Source organism: Nocardia sputorum, assembly GCF_027924405.1.
Taxonomy (GTDB): Bacteria; Actinomycetota; Actinomycetes; order Mycobacteriales; family Mycobacteriaceae; genus Nocardia; species Nocardia sputorum.
In genome coordinates this window covers 3,488,271-3,504,989 of record NZ_AP026978.1, presented here as the reverse complement: position 1 = coordinate 3,504,989, position 16,719 = coordinate 3,488,271, and the positions used below count along the sequence as shown (strand labels likewise).

14 protein-coding genes and 1 pseudogene are annotated in these 16,719 nt (G+C 68.8%); 5 read left to right on the top strand and 10 right to left on the bottom strand.

Annotated elements, in window-relative coordinates:
- The first annotated feature begins 163 nt into the window (after positions 1 to 163).
- Together QMG86_RS15970 and QMG86_RS15965 are read left to right on the top strand one after the other, a co-directional pair.
- Positions 164 to 565 carry a VOC family protein gene (locus QMG86_RS15970; RefSeq protein ID WP_281880455.1) on the top strand — a complete coding sequence of 134 codons (402 nt, stop codon included), beginning with the start codon at positions 164 to 166 and terminating at the stop codon, positions 563 to 565.
- 167 nt (positions 566 to 732) lie between these two features.
- On the top strand, positions 733 to 2,187 hold the full coding sequence (locus QMG86_RS15965; RefSeq protein ID WP_281880453.1) for a serine/threonine-protein kinase: 1,455 nt from the start codon (positions 733 to 735) through the stop codon (positions 2,185 to 2,187).
- Positions 2,188 to 2,200: 13 nt separating this feature from the next.
- Here QMG86_RS15965 and QMG86_RS15960 read toward each other — a convergent pair whose 3' ends face one another.
- Positions 2,201 to 3,241 carry a zinc-binding dehydrogenase gene (locus QMG86_RS15960; protein ID WP_281880452.1) on the bottom strand — a complete coding sequence of 347 codons (1,041 nt, stop codon included), beginning with the start codon at positions 3,239 to 3,241 and terminating at the stop codon, positions 2,201 to 2,203.
- A gap of 54 nt (positions 3,242 to 3,295) precedes the next feature.
- Between QMG86_RS15960 and QMG86_RS15955 the strand changes: the two genes are divergently transcribed.
- Complete coding sequence (locus QMG86_RS15955; protein WP_281880450.1) at positions 3,296 to 4,084, top strand: helix-turn-helix transcriptional regulator; 789 nt, start codon at positions 3,296 to 3,298, stop codon at positions 4,082 to 4,084.
- Positions 4,085 to 4,143: 59 nt separating this feature from the next.
- Here the strand turns inward: QMG86_RS15955 and QMG86_RS15950 are convergent, their stop codons facing one another.
- Entirely contained in the window at positions 4,144 to 4,770 is a 627-nt protein-coding gene (locus QMG86_RS15950; RefSeq protein ID WP_281880448.1) for a TetR/AcrR family transcriptional regulator, read from the bottom strand.
- Between the two features lie 100 nt (positions 4,771 to 4,870).
- Between QMG86_RS15950 and QMG86_RS15945 the strand changes: the two genes are divergently transcribed.
- Together QMG86_RS15945 and QMG86_RS15940 are read left to right on the top strand one after the other, a co-directional pair.
- Positions 4,871 to 5,524: a CatB-related O-acetyltransferase gene (locus QMG86_RS15945; protein WP_281880446.1), complete on the top strand. Its 654-nt coding sequence runs from the start codon at positions 4,871 to 4,873 to the stop codon at positions 5,522 to 5,524.
- Between the two features lie 43 nt (positions 5,525 to 5,567).
- A pseudogene (locus QMG86_RS15940) lies at positions 5,568 to 6,763 on the top strand (macrolide family glycosyltransferase).
- 90 nt (positions 6,764 to 6,853) lie between these two features.
- Here QMG86_RS15940 and QMG86_RS15930 read toward each other — a convergent pair.
- The 8 genes from QMG86_RS15930 to gmd are packed head-to-tail and all read right to left on the bottom strand — an operon-like array spanning position 6,854 to position 16,702.
- Positions 6,854 to 8,203, bottom strand: coding sequence for a cytochrome P450 (locus QMG86_RS15930; RefSeq protein WP_281880442.1), 1,350 nt, complete (start codon positions 8,201 to 8,203; stop codon positions 6,854 to 6,856).
- Between the two features lie 11 nt (positions 8,204 to 8,214).
- Positions 8,215 to 9,492 carry a flavin-containing monooxygenase gene (locus QMG86_RS15925; protein WP_281880441.1) on the bottom strand — a complete coding sequence of 426 codons (1,278 nt, stop codon included), beginning with the start codon at positions 9,490 to 9,492 and terminating at the stop codon, positions 8,215 to 8,217.
- Positions 9,489 to 11,057, bottom strand: coding sequence for a glycosyltransferase family 87 protein (locus tag QMG86_RS15920; protein WP_281880440.1), 1,569 nt, complete (start codon positions 11,055 to 11,057; stop codon positions 9,489 to 9,491). Before QMG86_RS15920 ends, QMG86_RS15925 begins: the two co-directional genes overlap by 4 nt.
- A 54-nt stretch (positions 11,058 to 11,111) precedes the next feature.
- Positions 11,112 to 12,290 (bottom strand): nucleotide disphospho-sugar-binding domain-containing protein, encoded by a 1,179-nt coding sequence (locus QMG86_RS15915; protein WP_281880438.1) that lies wholly within the window; start codon positions 12,288 to 12,290, stop codon positions 11,112 to 11,114.
- 4 nt (positions 12,291 to 12,294) lie between these two features.
- Entirely contained in the window at positions 12,295 to 13,479 is a 1,185-nt protein-coding gene (locus QMG86_RS15910; RefSeq protein WP_281880437.1) for a class I SAM-dependent methyltransferase, read from the bottom strand.
- Between the two features lies 1 nt (position 13,480).
- On the bottom strand, positions 13,481 to 14,428 hold the full coding sequence (locus tag QMG86_RS15905) for a GDP-mannose 4,6-dehydratase (protein ID WP_281880435.1): 948 nt from the start codon (positions 14,426 to 14,428) through the stop codon (positions 13,481 to 13,483).
- Position 14,429: 1 nt separating this feature from the next.
- The gene (locus QMG86_RS15900) at positions 14,430 to 15,683 is read right to left on the bottom strand and encodes a class I SAM-dependent methyltransferase (protein ID WP_281880433.1); all 1,254 of its coding nucleotides are present in this window, start codon (positions 15,681 to 15,683) and stop codon (positions 14,430 to 14,432) included.
- Positions 15,680 to 16,702 (bottom strand): GDP-mannose 4,6-dehydratase, encoded by a 1,023-nt coding sequence (gene gmd, locus QMG86_RS15895; protein ID WP_350356395.1) that lies wholly within the window; start codon positions 16,700 to 16,702, stop codon positions 15,680 to 15,682. Before gmd ends, QMG86_RS15900 begins: the two co-directional genes overlap by 4 nt.
- Positions 16,703 to 16,719: the final 17 nt, after the last annotated feature.

The window sequence follows — 16,719 nt, the reverse complement described above, 5'->3', positions numbered from 1 at the left end:
CGAGCGCCGCCGCGCTCGACGCGGCCGTGAGCGGGCGTTCCTCCCTCTTACCGTCGCGCGACAGCTCGAATGGGCGGTTGGGCTCGAGCAGCCGGCGTGCTCTGTGCCACCGAGAGGGCCTGGCATCCCGAAGGAACTGCCGTGCGCGCGTAGTGTCGCGTGCATGGCTTGCAGGATCACCGAACTCGTCATCGACTGCGCCGATCCGCAACGGCTCGCCGACTTCTGGTGCGAAGTCCTCGGCTACGTCGAACTCGGCTGGGAGGGCGACGCTCTGGAGATCGGGCCACCCGGAACCGGGTTCGGAGGGCCGCAGCCCACAGTGGTGTTCCTTCGCAGCACCGAGCCGAAGCGCGGGAAACTGCCGGTCCACTTCGACGTGAATCCCACCGACCGCGAGCAGGACGCCGAACTGGAGCGGCTACTCGCCGCCGGCGCGCGCAAGGTCGACATCGGCCAGCCCGCCGACGCACCGTGGCACGTACTGGCCGATCCGGAGGGGAACGAATTCTGCCTGCTCCGCCGCCGGGTCGAGGTGTCGACAGGCCATCCGGGCGTCCGGTGACGACACCCGACGGGGTGCCGGAAGCGATCGACCGAGACGAGCCGGTATGCCGAGAAGGCGCACGCGATGGATCGGCCGCGTGATCGCGGTCTGAGCGCCGCTGATCCGGAAACGGGGGGTTATGCTGCCTGCGGTCCGGGTGGGCCGGGATCGGAAGGGGGCCATCGGTGTTGAGGCAGCAGGAGTCGTTCGCCGGGTACCTGATCGAGGGCGTGCTCGGGCAAGGCGGCATGGGGACCGTCTATCTGGCCCGCCACCCGCGCCTGCCACGACTGGTGGCGCTCAAACTGCTCAATCGCGCGGTGTCCGAGGACGAGGAGCTGCGCAGACGTTTCGAGCAGGAAGCCAATGTCGTTGCCCGCCTGGAACATCCGGGCATCGTGGGCGTGTACGATCGCGGCACGCACGACGGGCACCTGTGGATTTCCATGCAGTACGTCCGCGGCACCGACGCCGCCCGGCTCGATCCCCGGTCCACCCGCCCGGAACAGGTCCTGCAGATCGTCGGCGATACGGCGAAGGCGCTGGACTACGCACACAGCCGAGGTGTGCTGCATCGTGACATCAAACCGGCCAACATCCTGATCGCCGAGCCGGAAGCGGGTCGCGAAACACGCGCTCTGCTCACGGATTTCGGGATCGCGCGATTGCTCGACGCCGACACCAAATTGACGGCCACCGGAACGTTCACCGCCACACTGGCCTATGCCTCACCGGAACAACTGTCCGGTGAGCCGGTCGATCACCGCGCCGATCAATACTCCCTCGGCTGCACCCTCTACACGATGCTGGCAGGGCAACCGCCGTTCCCCTCCACCAACCCCGGTCAAATCGTCGCCGGACACATCGCCAAGCCGGTGCCGCGGCTCAGCGACATCCGGCCGGAGCTGCCACGGCGACTCGACGAGGTGATCGCCCGCTCGATGGCCAAACACCGCGACGAACGCTTCGCCGGCTGCGGCGATTTCGCGGCGGCCGCGGCGGCGGCCCTGCACGGTGAGGTTCCCGCCCCGGCACCCGCGCCGACTTTCGTCAACCAGCGCTCGGCCCACCCGGCCACGGCGATCGACCCGTGGCCGCGTTCGGCCCCGACCATGCTGAACCAGCCTTCGGAGCCCCGGTGGCGCGCCGAGCAGCTCCCGCCGCTGCAGCCGCTCACGCCCGTCCACGATCCCGTCCGGCCCTCCGGCGTGGTGCCCCGGATCGGCGCCGTCATCGCGTTCGCGTTCGGGTTGGTCTTCTGCCTGATCCTCGCCAACGGAGTGCATGAGCTGATGACCCCGCGCATCGAATACGGTCACCGCCAGACGCTACGTGAGACCGCGCTCGAACTTCTGCCCCCCATTGCCATCGCCACCACGATGGCGCTGTTGCTGATCGGCGGCTCGATCGGACTGTTCCGGCGCAGGCGAGCGGGCCGCGTCGCCGTGGCACTCGGCACCGGGATCATCACGCTCGTCTGCCTGGTCGGCTTGGGCGCGAGCCTGACCGGCGACAACCGCGCCAGCGACTTGATCTTCGTCGGCACAGTCCTGCTGTTCTCCTGCACGGGGTTGCTGTGCACCATGTCCCCCGCGACCAGGCGCTGGCTCGCCGACAGACCTGCCGGAAACCGGCTATGAGCCCGGCGAGTGCTCAGGGCGCCACGACGACCTTTCCGGTGGCTCGGTTGTCATCCATGTACCGGTGGGCGGCGACGATGTCGTCCAGAGCGAAAACGCGGTCGAGGTTGGGTCGATAGACACCGGCCTCGACGGCGTGGATCACCCGCTGCAGCACGGTGGCGCCCGCGCTGCCCTTGATGGTGTCGCTGTGGAAGGCCGTGAGCTTCGTCCCGGACGGGATCATCGCTATCGGTTCGAAGTCCGAGATCAGCCACCCACTCAGCGAACCGGCCACGCACACCGTCCCGCCGCGGCGGACCAGGCGCAACGAGTCCGTCGCCGTGCGAGCCCCGACGAGATCCAGCACGTAGTCCGGACCCTCGGGCCAGACCGCGTGCACGCTCGCCGCGAGCGATCCATCGTCGTCGAGCAACACGTGGTCGACACCGGCCGCGGCCACCGTGTCGATCTTGCCGTGCCGCCGAGTCGTGGCCGCGATCTCGATGCCACACCCGGAGGCGATCGACGCGGCCGCCATCCCCACCGACGAGGTCACGCCACGGATCAGCAACCGCCCCCGGGCATCCGGCGCGACCCCCAGCGCATCCAGTGCGCCCTGCGCGGTCAGGTATGTCTCGGGTAGCGCGGCCAGCACCGCCCACGGCAACGTGGTGGTGACCGGCATCAGCAGCGAATTCGGCAACAACGCGTACTCGGCGTAGCCGCCGTCGAATGCCCGGCCCATCTCACCCATCACCGCCGCGACGGTCGCGCCGACCGGCAACGAGGGGTCGGTGGAGGCTGCCACGATTCCCACGCATTCGATCCCGAGCACACGGGGGAACCGCACGTTCGGGGAATGCCCTTGACGGGTTCGCAGCTCCGAGCGGTTCAAGCCCGCGCCCTGCACCCGCACCAGGCTCCAGCCCTCGCGCACCGCCGGTACCGGCAGCTCACGGATCTCGAGCACCTCCGGGCCGCCCGCCCGCAGGCAGACCGCCGCCCGCATCGTCGTACTCGTCGCGTACCGCATCGCGTCGGCAGCGCCGTCTGATCGAAGAACATCACGCATGCGTCCACTGTCGCCGCAAGACCGTGCGGCCGACCACCGATAGAATGCCAACTCATGCCCGTTGGCCGCCAACTTCCCCGGCCCGGTCCGGCATCCCGGCTGATGCCGTCGGCAGGGGTGCATCTGTGGCCTTCGGGGGGAACGATTTCGGCGCATTCGCATGCCCGTGGACATCTGGTGTACGCGGCCCGTGGCGTCCTGTCCGTGCACACCGAACGGGGCACATCGATCGTTCCCGCCAATCGCATCGCCTGGACTCCCGCCGAGTTCACGCACTATCACCGCGCGCACGGCGACACCGATATGCGGATCGTCTTCCTGACCCCCTCCCTGGCCCGGCTCGTACCGGGCCATCCCGCCGTGTTCCTGGCCTCCGACCTCGCCCGGGAAATTCTGCTCACCCTCACCGGCCCCCGCGAGCACGACCGCGCCGCACGCGCTCGCCTGCATCGCGTCCTCGTCGATGAACTCCAGGAAGCACACGAGCAGCCACTCGTGCTGCCGCAACCCCGCGACGACCGACTGCGAGCCGTCGCGCGGATGCTCTACGACAACCCCGCCGACAACACGCCACTGGCCGAGATCGGGCGCGCGATCGGAGCCAGTGCCCGCACCCTCAGCCGCCTGTTCCACCACGAGCTCGGCATGACCTTCTACGAGTGGCGCACCCAGCTACGCATCTACCACGCACTGGTGTTGCTCGCCGACGGCCACGACACCACCCGCGTAGCGCACGCCTGCGGCTGGGCCAACCCCAGCAGCTTCACCGCAGCGTTCACCCAGATCGTCGGCACCACCCCGGGCCGCTACCGCACCGGTCACCGCCACCGCGCCGCCCCATGACCGGTCGGCGCATCTGGGCCCTGTTCCCGTAGAGCGACGGCGAACGACATGGCGCGCCGTCACACGCTCCCTTCCCGGCGGACGCAGAAGGCACCTGCGGCAGCCGCCAGGACCGCTGCCTGCGCGGCCCGTTCCGGGAGTTGCGGGTCCGGATCGGCACGCAGAAGCACGATCTCGTGGTAGAGCGGCGCCGTGGCGGCGATCAGCAGGCGCTGCGCGTCCGTGTGCTGTGCGGGGAGTTCACCGCGCTCGATGGCGCGCTCGACGAGGATCTCGCACTGGGCGTACCGGTCCGTCCACAGCCGCGTCTGGGCCCGCGCGGCCTGTTCGGAATGGAACGAGGCGGCCATCAAGGCGACAGCGAGCGACGGTTGTACGACGAGGGATTCCCGAATCTCCTGGTTGAGGGCCGTCAGATCGCCACGCAGCGAGCCGGTGTCCGGCGGCTGCCAGTCGATTTCGCCGGCGGCGTCGATGACGTCCACGAGCAGGCCGCCGACATCGCGCCAACGCCGATAGACCGTGGCGCGGTGTACTCCGGCCCGCGTCGCGACACCCTCCATCGTGAGTCGTTCGTGACCGCCTTCGGCGAGTTCGGCGCGCACCGCATCGAGAACCTGGGCGCGGATGCGGGCGGTGCGACCGCCCGGACGGCGGTCGGTCGTCGTGTCCCATGAGTCTGTCATCGGCAATCAGTATCCGGTTGATCAAGGCGGCATGGCTGTGCCAGCATCTTAATGCGACAGATGTCGCTCTAGGATCCAGTGGAGAGGAACCGCCTTCGCGATGCCGCCCGTTCCCGCCGACCCCACCGTGCTGCACCCGATGCCCGAGCACCCGCGCGTGGTCCTGCTCCGGCCGTTGGTGAAGTCGCCGCTGATCGAGGTCGGCGACTTCTCCTACTACGATGATCCCGACGACCCGACCGCGTTCGAGACGCGCAACGTCCTGTACCACTACGGTCCCGAGCGGCTCGTCATCGGCAAATACTGCGCGCTGGGGACAGGCACCCGGTTCATCATGAACGGCGCCAACCACCGCATGGACGGCCCTTCCACCTTTCCGTTCCCCACCATGGGTGGCTCCTGGGCAGAGCACTTCGATCTGATCACCGACCTGCCCGGTCGGGGGGACACGGTCGTCGGCAACGACGTGTGGTTCGGCCACGGCGTCACGGTCATGCCCGGTGTACGCATCGGGCACGGCGCGATCGTCGCCGCCGGCGCCGTGGTCACCGGCGACGTCCCCGACTACGGCATCGTCGGGGGCAACCCCGCCCGGCTCATCCGCACCCGTTACGACGCCGCGGACATCGCCCGGCTCGTCGCCCTGGCGTGGTGGGACTGGCCTTTGCAGCACATCACCAGGCACATACGGACGATCATGTCGGGAACCGTCGCCGACATGGAGGCCGCCGCCGCTGAGATCGACCGGCCCTGACAACGAGCCCGCACCCGTCCCGCGCCAGAAACGAGTGTCACCCATGTCCCCTCGCCGCGCCCATATCGCGATGGTCGGCATCCCCATCGTCAGCCATGTCCTGCCCAGCCTCGCGCTCATCCGCGAGCTGGTCGCGCGCGGGCACCGGGTCACCTACGCCAACGACCCGTTCGTGGCCGACCGGATCGAGTCCACCGGCGCGGAACTGGTCGCGTGCACCTCCACGCTGCCCGTCGCGGACAACGACTGGCCCACCGATCCCATCGCCGCGGCGGCCCTCTTCCTCGACGACGCCGTGCAGGCGCTGCCGCAACTGCGCGCCGCCTACGACGACGATCCGGCCGACCTGTACCTCTACGACATCGGCGCCTACGCCGCGCGCGCCCTCGCTGAAGCGCAGGGCCGTCCCCTCGTGCAGCTGTCCCCGACGTTCGTCGGCTGGGACGGCTACCAGGAGGAAGTCGCGGCGCATCTGCGGAAGCTGCCGGGCGCCGACACATACCGGGACAGGTTCGGGCGGTGGCTCGCCGACTGCGGGGCGGCCACCACGGACGTGGACACGTTCTCCGGCCCGCCCGCCCGGGCCATCGCCCTCATCCCGCGCGCGATGCAGCCGCACGCCGATCGAGTCGACACCGGCACGGTGACCTTCGTCGGCCCCTGCTTCGACAGCCGAGCGGACACCGGCGGCGGGACCCGTCCGGCGGCCGCAGATTATGTGCTGCTGATCTCGCTCGGTTCGGCGTACACCCGCCGACCGGCGTTGTACCGCCAGTGCATCGCCGCCTTCGGGGACCTGCCCGGCTGGCATGTCGTACTCCAGATCGGCAAGTACACCGGCCCGGAGGAACTCGGCGCCATTCCGCCCAACGTCGAGGTGCGCTCCTGGGTCCCGCAGCGGGCGATCCTGGAACAGGCCGACGCCTTCGTCACCCACGCCGGCATGGGCGGCTGCGGCGAAGGCTCCACGCCGGCGTCCCCATGATCGCCGTGCCGCAGGGTGCCGAGCAGTTCATGAACGCCGACCGGCTCGTGGAACTCGGCGTCGCCCGCCGCGTGGACACCGCCGACGCGACCGCCGAGACCCTCCGCGCGGCGCTGAACGACCTGGTCACGGATTCGGAACGGATCGGCCGATCCAAGCAGTTGCAGGCCGCGGTCCGGGCCGAGGGCGGCACGCCGCGCGCCGCTGACCTCATCGAGGACATCCTGTCCGCCGCCGGAGGCCCCGAGCTGTGAGCACTGCGGCTTTCCTCGCCAGCTGGCGCCGACGTCATTCGAGGACCTGTAGCTGCGGGACAAGCGCGGGAACTCCGTCCAGCGGCACCGTCAGGTCGTCGCGGGTTCGGTGACGCGGCGGACCGGGCGGATGCGGATGCCGAACTCCGGGCGCAGGTTCACCGACGCCAGCGGCACCACCGGGTGGGTGGCGTCGAGTTCGAGCCGGAACCGCTGCACCGTCATGGCGAGGATCAGCACCATTTCCGTCATGGACATGTCCTTGCCCAGGCAGATGCGCGGGCCGCCGGAAAACGGGAAGAACGCGAACTTGTGCCGCTCGGCCACCGCGGCGTCGGCGAAACGCTCGGGACGGAATTCCTCCGGGTCCTCCCACAGCCGCTTGTCGCGGTGGATGTAGTACATGCACAACGTGACTCGCGCGCCCGCCGGCACGTGGTAGCCGCCGATCTCGTCATCGGCGATGGGCGTGCGCTCGACGATCCACGCGGGCGGGTACAGCCGCATCGTCTCCTCGATCACCATGCGGCAATAGCTCAGCTGTCCCAGATCCGCGAAGGACGGGGTGCGGTCGCCGAGTACGGTCCGCACCTCCTCGGCCAGTTTCTCCTGGATCTCGGGATGGGTGGCCAGCAGGTAGCAGGCCCACGACAGCGCGTTGGCCGGGGACTCGTGCCCGGCCACGAGCAAGGTCTTGATCTCGTTGAGCAGGTCCTCCTCGCGCATGCCCTGCCCACCTTCGTCGCGGGCGCGCACCAGCGCGGTGAGCACATCGGTGGTGTCGCCGCCGCGGCGGCGTTCATCGATGAGATGGCGCACCACCTCGTCGAGTTCGCCCACCTTGCGCGCGACCCGGCGCGCCTCCGGGGTCGGGAACGACTGCGGCAGTTTCACCGGCGCGTTCACCCGCTTCATGATAAACGCGAACGCCGCGCGCATCGCGTCGGTCACCTGGGTGGTGCCGGTGGACAGGTCGATGCTGAACAGGATGCGGCCGGTCACCGCGAGCAGCAGCTTGACGAAGTCGTCGTAGATGTCGCGGAACTGCCCGGACGCGGCGTCCCAGTCGTCGAGCATCGCCGCGGCGCTGTCGGTGATGTCGTCGGCGAAACCCTTGACGTGCGAGTGGGAGAACGCCGGGGAGATGAGTTTGCGCTGTTTACGCCAGTACTCCAGGTTGTTGGTGGTCAGCTGCCCGTCGCCGAGCAGGATGCTGAACTCGTCGTAGATCGGGCTCTTGCGGTAGTTGGTGTAGTTGTCCTTGAGGACGTACTCGGTCATCGCCGGGTCCGCGACGAGGTAGACCAGCATCGGGCCCGCCTTGACCCGCACGACGTCGCCGTAGCCGTCCAGCAGCGCGCCCACCGTAGTCAGCGGGTTCTTCGCCAGTTTCGGGAGCATGCGTCCGGTTTCCACCAGACCGGGCCCGGGTGCTTTCATGGTCCGACCTTTCACTTCAAGAGCTTGGAGTGCTTGCGCAGCTGGTTCACGTAGTCCTGTTTCTCCACCACCAGCGGGTACTGGTCGGCGTGATAGAGCCGCAGCCCGGCATACAGGTCGGGCTGGGGGCCCCGGGCGGCGCGATCGAAACGCTCGACCCGGCGGGGATCGCTCGCCTTGGCGCGCAGGTACTCGGCGACCAGTCCGGCTTGTTTCTCGTAGACGTCCCAGTGCGAGCCGATCGGGCGCACCATCCCGACCACGAAAAGGTTCCGAGGGTGCGGCGGGAAGATGTTCAGATACAAGCCCGGTCGCAAGCTGCCCTCCGGCCAGTTCAGCTCGGCCCGGTCGACGACGGGATAGTTCGGCACGAACCCCGTCGCCAGCACCACCAGGTCGACCTTCTCCTCGGTGCCGTCGGCGAAGGTCACCCGGTCGTCGTCGATCGCGGTGACATCCGGTTTGGGCGTGATGTCGCCGTGGGTGTAGTGATGGTGCAGCTGGTCGCCGAGCATCGGGATGACGATGCCCGCACCGAAATCGGGCACCGGAAGCCCGAACGAGCGGGAGCGGCCGCGCAGGTAGGAGAACAGCCGCTCGAAGGCCCGCTTGCGCAGCGGCCGCCACATCCGGCCTTGGAGCATGCTGTCGGTCGGGCGGCCCAGCATGTACTTGGGCATGCAATAGAACCCGCGCCTGCTGCTGTGCAGGGTCAGCGCGGCATTGACCGCGCAGTCGGACAGGATGTCGGCCGCCGACTGCCCGGCCCCGATCACCAGCACCCGCTTGCCGAGCACCTGTTCGGGCGTGCGGTACTCGCTCGAATGCAGCACGGGCACCGTGCCCGAGCCGGGGATGTCGACGCGACGCGGCGTACGGTCGTGCCCGGTGGCGATGACGACACCCGCGTAGCGTCGCTCCGACCCGTCGGCCAGCGTCACCGACCAGCCGTCCGCGCCCGGCTCGACGCGTCGCACCGCGGTGTTCAACCGGATACGCGGCCACAGATCGAAGGCGTCGGCGTAGGAGTGCAGATAGCGCAGCACCAGTTCGTGCCCGGGATAGTCGGGATAGTCCTCGGGCATCGGAAAACCCGAGAACGCTTGCACCCCTTTGGAAGCGATCACGTGGGTATTGCGGCTGACCGGTGAATCGGGCCGTCGGGCGTCCCAGATCCCGCCGATCCCGTCGGCCGCTTCGAGCACCTCGAAATCCAAACCCGCCGCGGCGAACTCGCGTGCGGTGGCCAAACCGGCCGCGCCCGCGCCGATCACGCAATAGGTGCTCATGCCGCGCCGACCCGTTCGGTTCGGGGAGTGTCTTCCTGCGGCGGCGCGGGTTCCGGCTCGGTGCCCGCGCTCGCCCGCCAGGCCACAACGAAGCAGGCGACGTAGATGACCGTTTGCGCCACGAGCGTGAAGTAGACGTTCTCGTTGTAGACCGCGATGATCAGCCAGGCCACGGTGAGCAGGGCGACGGTGCGTTTGCCGCCGCGCATCAGCCCGGCGTACACCGCCAGCATCCACACCGCGCCGACGGCGATGTACACCCACGGCCCGAACGGGGCGCGGAACGACGCCAGCGTCAGCACCGCCAGCCAGATGGCCAGCTGCTCCGCGCGAACCCGAGGGCCCTCGGCCCCGGCGGACAGCCGCCGGTGGATGCGGATCGCCGTGACGGCCACCAGAATCAGCAGCAGCAAGGTGTAGACGTTGGTGATCACGCGGGCGGGGCCGACGGGGTCGCCGATGTCCCAGCCCATGATGTTCGCTTTGTACGGCAGCCCGAACGGCGAATAGTTGACCAGCTGGTTGGCCCGTTCCACCAGCACGAACTGGTGGAATTCCCCGCTGGCCAGCCGCTGCCAGGTGCCGTCGGACAGGAACTGCCGCCACGGCTCCCAGCCGAAGATCGCCAGCGTGGCCAGCGAATACAGCCCACCGAACACCGCGGTCCACACCGCGGGCCGCCACCGTCGCTGGACCAGCAGATAGACGAGCAGGATCGCCGGGGACACCTTGGCGATGATCGCAAATGCAAGCGCCGCGCCGCCGAAGATGTTGCGCCGCAGCTGGAACAGGACCATGGCCCCCGCGCCACCGACGTACAGCACCAGCACGTGGATATTGCCGATCTGCAAGGTCGCAAGCGTCGGCAGGCTGAGCCACACGACCGGGGTCAGCGCCGCCAGCACTCCGCCCTGCCTGCCGCCGATCCAGCGGGCGATGGCGAACATGGCCACCAGCACGATCGCCACGTACAGCGAGTAGTACAGCGCGCGCAGCGTCGCGAAATCGTGGCTGAACAGCAGCAGCAACCGCGGCAGCAGCAGGAACGGCGGCGGGTAGAGGTAGGCGTCGCGATCCTGCGGGGTCACCGCGGGCAGCACCGAATCCGCCTGGGGCGATTCGTAGCGGTGACGGTCGTAGAGACCGGCCGGGTCGTGTTCGGCCATGAGCGCGCCGCTGACGTATCCGGACAGGTGGGTCTTCTTGACCAGGAAGTCGTCGTCGGCCGACAGCGAGGCGTCCACGTTGTCGGCGTCGAGGATGAACTGCGTCAGCCGGGCCAGCACCGCGACCACGAGCAGGATCACCACGCTCCACAGCACCCGCACCACGATCGGTTTGCCGCGCATCACCTGCCGCCACTCCTCGGGCACGGTCGGCACGAACAGCACGAACAACACCGCCGCGCACGCGATACCGAGCACCGCGGTCACCGGCCCCGGTAGGCCGGTGAGCGAGAGCGCGATCATCACGACGGGGACGAGAATGCCGACGACGAACACCGCGTACATCGCGGCGAAGTAGTCGAGTGAACCCCGGAACCGGGTCCATGTCCTGGATATCATCTGCACCTACGGCTTTCGGTTCCCGCGTCGCCCGGTTCGGGCCGCGCGGACGGTCTATCTGGTCGCTGCTGCGGTGTGCTCGGCCAGCAGCGGAACGACCTGCGCCACCACCTCGCCCGGGGCGGGTGCGGCACGCAGGTCGGCGCCGATCTGCTCGGCGGCGGCGCGGTAGCGGGGTTCGCGCAGCAGCGCGCGGATCGAGGCGGTCAGCGCTTGGATGTCGCCTTGACCGGTGGGCGTCTCGGCGGCCAGCCCGGCCCCGCTGCGCACCAGGCCGCGGGCGTAGTCGAACTGGTCGAACATCTGGGGCAGCACCAGTTGCGGCAACCCGAACCACCCCGCGGTGAGGCCGGTGGTCGAGCCACCGTGGTGCACCAGCAGATCGCAGCCGGGCAGGAACAGGTTCAGCGGAACCTCTTCCACGACCCGCACATGGCCGGGCAATTCACCGACCGTGGCCCGGTCGGGCGCCGACAGCGCGACGACCACCTCGGCGTCGTCGATGTCGCCGAGCGCCGCGAGCACCGACTCCAGTGGCCGCGGCCCGGTCAGGCCCAGCGTGCTGCCGCCCATACAGACCGCGATCCGCTTGCGGCCCCGCTCGGCGCGGTGCCACGTCGGCAACGCGCCGGTGCCGTTGAACGGTACGTAACCCAGCGGCGTGCCCGGCACGGCGTCGGGCGCCTGCAACCTCGGCGGGCAGATGTCGAGCACCGCCACCGGATCGGCCAGCCGCGTGCCCGCCTCGGCGGCGAGCGCTGCGGTGCGTTCGGTGAAGGGCCCGCCGGTGGGGTCGATTCCCCAGCGGTGCACCAGGACCGGCAGATCCAGTTCGGCGCCGAGCGCACGGCCGACGGTGGCCAGCGGATCGGTCAGGACGACGTCGGCTTGCCAGTCGGTGGCCACCTCCGCGAACGTCTCGAGGTATCGGCGGGCATGGTTGTGCCAGTTCTGCGCGGCGACCTGCCACAGGCCCTGTCCGCTGGACTGATCGCGGTCGGCGAACAGCGGAAGCGGGAACATGCCCGGATTAACCTGGGTGCGCAACTGGTCCATCGGCACGTTCAGCGCGGTCAGCTCGACGGCGTTGAGGCCGGAGCGCAGCGCCGTGGCCGTCACGTCGTTGCGCGAGGCGACCAGCACTTCGTGGCCGGCCAGCCGCAGCGCCCAGCAGAACGGCACCATCGCCAGCAGGTGACCCGACGAGGGCACCGGCACGACAAGAAACTTCATCCGATCACTCCTTCGGCTTCATCCACTCCATCGGATTGGTGTGCCGAGGCACCCATGATGGAGCCGATTGCTCGGCATTGCGGCGTTTTTCGATCACCACGATGTTGTGGTAGAAGTGCAGCGCCCCGATCCAGTCGTCGAAAGCGCCTGCCACGCGGCCGGATTCCTTCTCGAATTCCTGTTGGTGCAGACCGTCTACCAGGGTTTTCAGGTAGCCGATGGTGGTGGCCGGATCGTTGGTGGCGGTGCTGCTGCCGCCCCAGCCCGACCAGTAGGAGGTCTGGGTGTCCTCCACCACGTACAGCCCGCCCGGCCGCAGGTGCGCGAACAGCGCCTGGAACGAGGCGATGACGTCACCGCTGATGTGACTGCCGTCGTCGATGATGATGTCGAACGGGCCGAGCGAGCTGCCGAGCCCGTCGAGGAACGCCGGATCGCCCTGATCGCCGCGCAGCGGTTGCAAGCGCGGCTCGGCGATGCCGGACTTGTCGAAGAAGTCCAGCCCGAAGATCAGGCCCCGGCGGAAGTACTGCTTCCACATCCGCAGTGAGGCGCCGCCGACATCGGGCGCGGTGTATCCGCCGATGCCCAGTTCGAGGACGCGCACGCGGCTGTCGCGCAGGGGTGCGAAGTGGCGCTCGTAGTGCTGGGTGTACCAGTGCCCGCCCCACTTGTCCGAACCGAAGTGCAGCGACAGCGCGTTGAGGTCGTAGTGGTGCGGGCGGCAGGCGGTGACGATACGGTCGGCGGCGACCGCCGCGGCGTCGCGGGCCAGCCGCCACGGATCGTCCGGGGCGAAACTGCCCGGCCCCGGCTCGTCCTTGATCGCGATGGCGCGCGTGCCGAGCGCGGCGTCGGGCGGGCCGTAGACCGCGCGCAGCAGTTCCACCAGATCCTGCCGCACCACCAGCCACGGATCCTCCAGCGTGCCGGGAGCGACGGCGGGGTCGTCGGCGCCGACGGTGAGCAGGTAGTCCAGCTGCTTGCCCTCGTGGGTCAGCTCGAATACCGCCGTCACCGGTTGTCCGGGCCGGGGTCCGTAGTTCGCACGCCAGGCGATCTCTTTCAGCACCGCGTCGGCGACGGTCTCGGTGCCGATCTCGCCGATCCGCGCGGCGGTCTCCTCGTAGACGCCGTCGGCGACGGAGATCAAGTGGGCGGCGAGGACATTCTCGTCGTTCAAGGTCACGTCATCCATCCGTTCCGCCGGTGCGCACCGGCCTCGATTCCTCCACCAGGCGCACGCCCTCGGCGACGAGCATGGCGCGCACCATGCCGTGGAAATCCACCGAAGGACGCCACCCGGTCCGCTCGCGCAGCCTCGTCGCGTCGCCCGCCAGCGGTTGCCTGCCGCGGGTGAGCACCGAGGAACGTTCGCGGACATGGTCGTTCCAGTCCAGTCCGGCCATGCCGAACGCCGCCGCGCAGAACTGCGCGACCGTGTGGTGTTCGCCGGTGGCGACGACGAAGTCGTCCGGCTCGTCGAGGGCCAGGATCCGTGTCATCGCCTCGACGTAGTCCGGTGCGTATCCCCAGTCGGCGCCCGCGTCCACCTTGCCCACCTCCACCGTGCCGGTCTCGCCGCGCTGGATCCGGGCGACGGCGCGCACGATCTTGCGGGTGACGAACTTCTCCGCGCGCAAGGGCGATTCGTGGTTGAACATGATCCCCGCCGCCGCGAAGACGCCCCGGGCGCGGTAGGCGCGGCAGGTCAGCAGGCCCGCCGCCTTGGTCACGCCGTAGATCGAGTCCGGTCGCAGCCCGCTGCGCTCGTCGCACACCGCGGCGGCGTCGGAGCCGAAGATATGCGACGAGGCCGCGTAGAACAGCCGGGTGCCGGTGCGGTGCCGGTCGATCGCCTCCGCGAAGTGGTGCACCGGCAGCGTGTTCACCCGGTGCGAGGCGCGGGCCAGTTCGCGCGGGTCGCCGTGGTCGTCCTGCGAGGAGTGCTGCACCGCCGCCAGCAGGTACACCTGCGCGGGGCGTTCGGTGGCGATCAGTTCCTCGACCGCGGCCGCGTCGGTGATGTCGACGGGGCCGGCGCGGCCGATCCGCAGCACACGTTCGCCGCGCGCGGCGAGCAGGTCCGACAGCAGCGTGCCGTCCTGCCCGGCCGCGCCCGTGACGACGACGGTCATCTCACACCACGTCCAGTTCCGGCAGCGGGAACACCAGCCGCCCGCCCGCCGCGCGGAAGGCGCTCTCCCGCTCCAGCATCATGGTTCGGAAATGCCAGGGCAGCACGAAGAACTGGTCGGGCGCCAGCTCCCGCGCCTGTGTCTCGGAGACGATCGGGATCGCGCTGCCCGGGGTGAACTTGCCGAACTTGTCGTCGTTGACCTCCGCGATGCACGGCAGGTCCTCCGGGCCGATCCCGCAGTGCTGCAGCACCACGTTGCCTTTGGTGGAGGCGCCGTAACCGAGCGTGCGCAGACCGGCCTTGCGGGAGCGGTCGAAGAAATCGCGCACCTGCTCGCGGTGCTGGTCGACCCGTTTGGCGAAGTCGGCGTATGGCTGGGAGGTGTGCAGCCCGAGCGCGGACTCCTCCTGCCGCATCCGGTCCAGCACCGCGGCATCGGCAGCCGACGCGACCCCTCGCTTGCCCAGCGTGAGCGCGAAGCTGCCGCCGTTGACGGCATTGCGTTCCACCTCGAGCACCACGAATCCGCACCGCCGCGCCATCCACTCGATCTGGTCGAGGGCGTAGTACTCCAAGTGCTCGTGACAGATCGTGTCGTAGGAGGTGGTGGCCAGCATCGCGGGCAGATAGCTCTGCTCGAGCACCCAGACGCCGTCGTCGGTGAGACTGTCGTACACCGCGCCCATGAATTCCAGCGGATTCGGCACGTCGTAGAACATGGCGATCGAGGTGATCACCTTGGCCCGTCGCCCCTCCAGCACCGATTCGGCCAGTTCGCGGGTGAAGTAGCCGGTCACCAGCCGCACGTGCGGCGGATAGAACCGGCGGAACTTCTCCCCCAGCGGGTCGATGCCCAGAATCGTCGCCGACCCTTCGGGGTAGGCGCGCAGCAGCGTCGCGTCGTTGCTGCCGATGTCGATCACCAGATCCTGCGGCGACAACGGCACCCGCTGCCGGATGCGGGCCACCCGGTGGGCGAGGTGGTCGATCATCGAGCGGTTCAGCCCGGAGCGGTATCCGTAGCCGGGGGAATACATTTCGTCGAAATCGGCCGTGTGGCGCAACTGCACCAGCCCGCACTCCGCGCTGCTCTCGGGCACGCAGCGCACCAACTCCAACGGGTAGCGCGGCACCTCGGTCGGATCGGTGGCCGGGAACACCCCGGTCAACGCCATGGTGCCGAGATCGACCACCGACTCGAGCCGGGTGTTCCCGCACACCCGGCAGGCCTGCACCGCCACTGCTTGCGTCACGCGTTCTCCATATCGTGGGCGACCATCAACTCGACCAGTTCGGTGAAACTCGTACGGGGTTCCCATCCGAGCTTCTCGCGCGCCTTGCTCGGATCACCGGTGAGATGATGCACCTCGGCGGGCCGGAAATAGGTCGGATCGACCTCGACCAGCACCCGCGACGTCCGCCGGTCGATCCCCTTCTCCGCCAAACCTGTTCCTTCCCAGACCAATTCGACACCGGTGGCCGAGAAGGCGGTCTCGCACAGCTCACGCACGCTGTGTGTCTCGCCGGTGGCGATGACGTAATCGTCGGGTTCGGCCTGTTGCAGCATGAGCCACATCGCTTCGACGTACTCCTTGGCGTATCCCCAGTCCCGGCGGGCGTCCAGGTTGCCGATATAGAGCTTGTCCTGTTTGCCCTGCGCGATGCGCACCGCGCCGCGAGTCACCTTGCGGGTCACGAAAACCTCTCCGCGCCGGGGTGATTCGTGGTTGAACAGGGTGCCGTTGACCGTGTACATGCCGTAGGCCTCGCGGTGGTTCACCGTGATCCAGTACGCGTACAGCTTCGCCACGGCGTACGGCGAGCGCGGATGGAACGGTGTCTGCTCGCTCAGCGCCACGTCGTGCAGCCCGCCGTACAGCTCGGAGGACGAGGCCTGGTAGAACCGGGTCGCGATGCCGGTCTTGCGGATCGCGTCCAGGATGCGCAGCGTGCCGATCGCGTTGGTCTCCGCGGTGAACTCCGGGATCTGGAACGAGATGTGCACGTGCGACTGCGCGCCCAGGTTGTAGATCTCGGCCGGCCGCACGTCCTCCAGGATCCGGTTGAGACTGCTGGAATCCATGAGATCCCCGTAATGCAGAAACAGCCGGCGTTGGGAATGCGTATCGGAATACAGGTGGTCTATCCGATCGGTATTGAAATTCGAGGCACGCCGGATAATCCCGTGCACCTCATATCCTTGCTGCAACAGGAATTCCGTCAGATAAGACCCGTCCTGGCCCGTGATGCCGGTTATCAGCGCCTTTCTCATCAAACCTCCAACCCCGA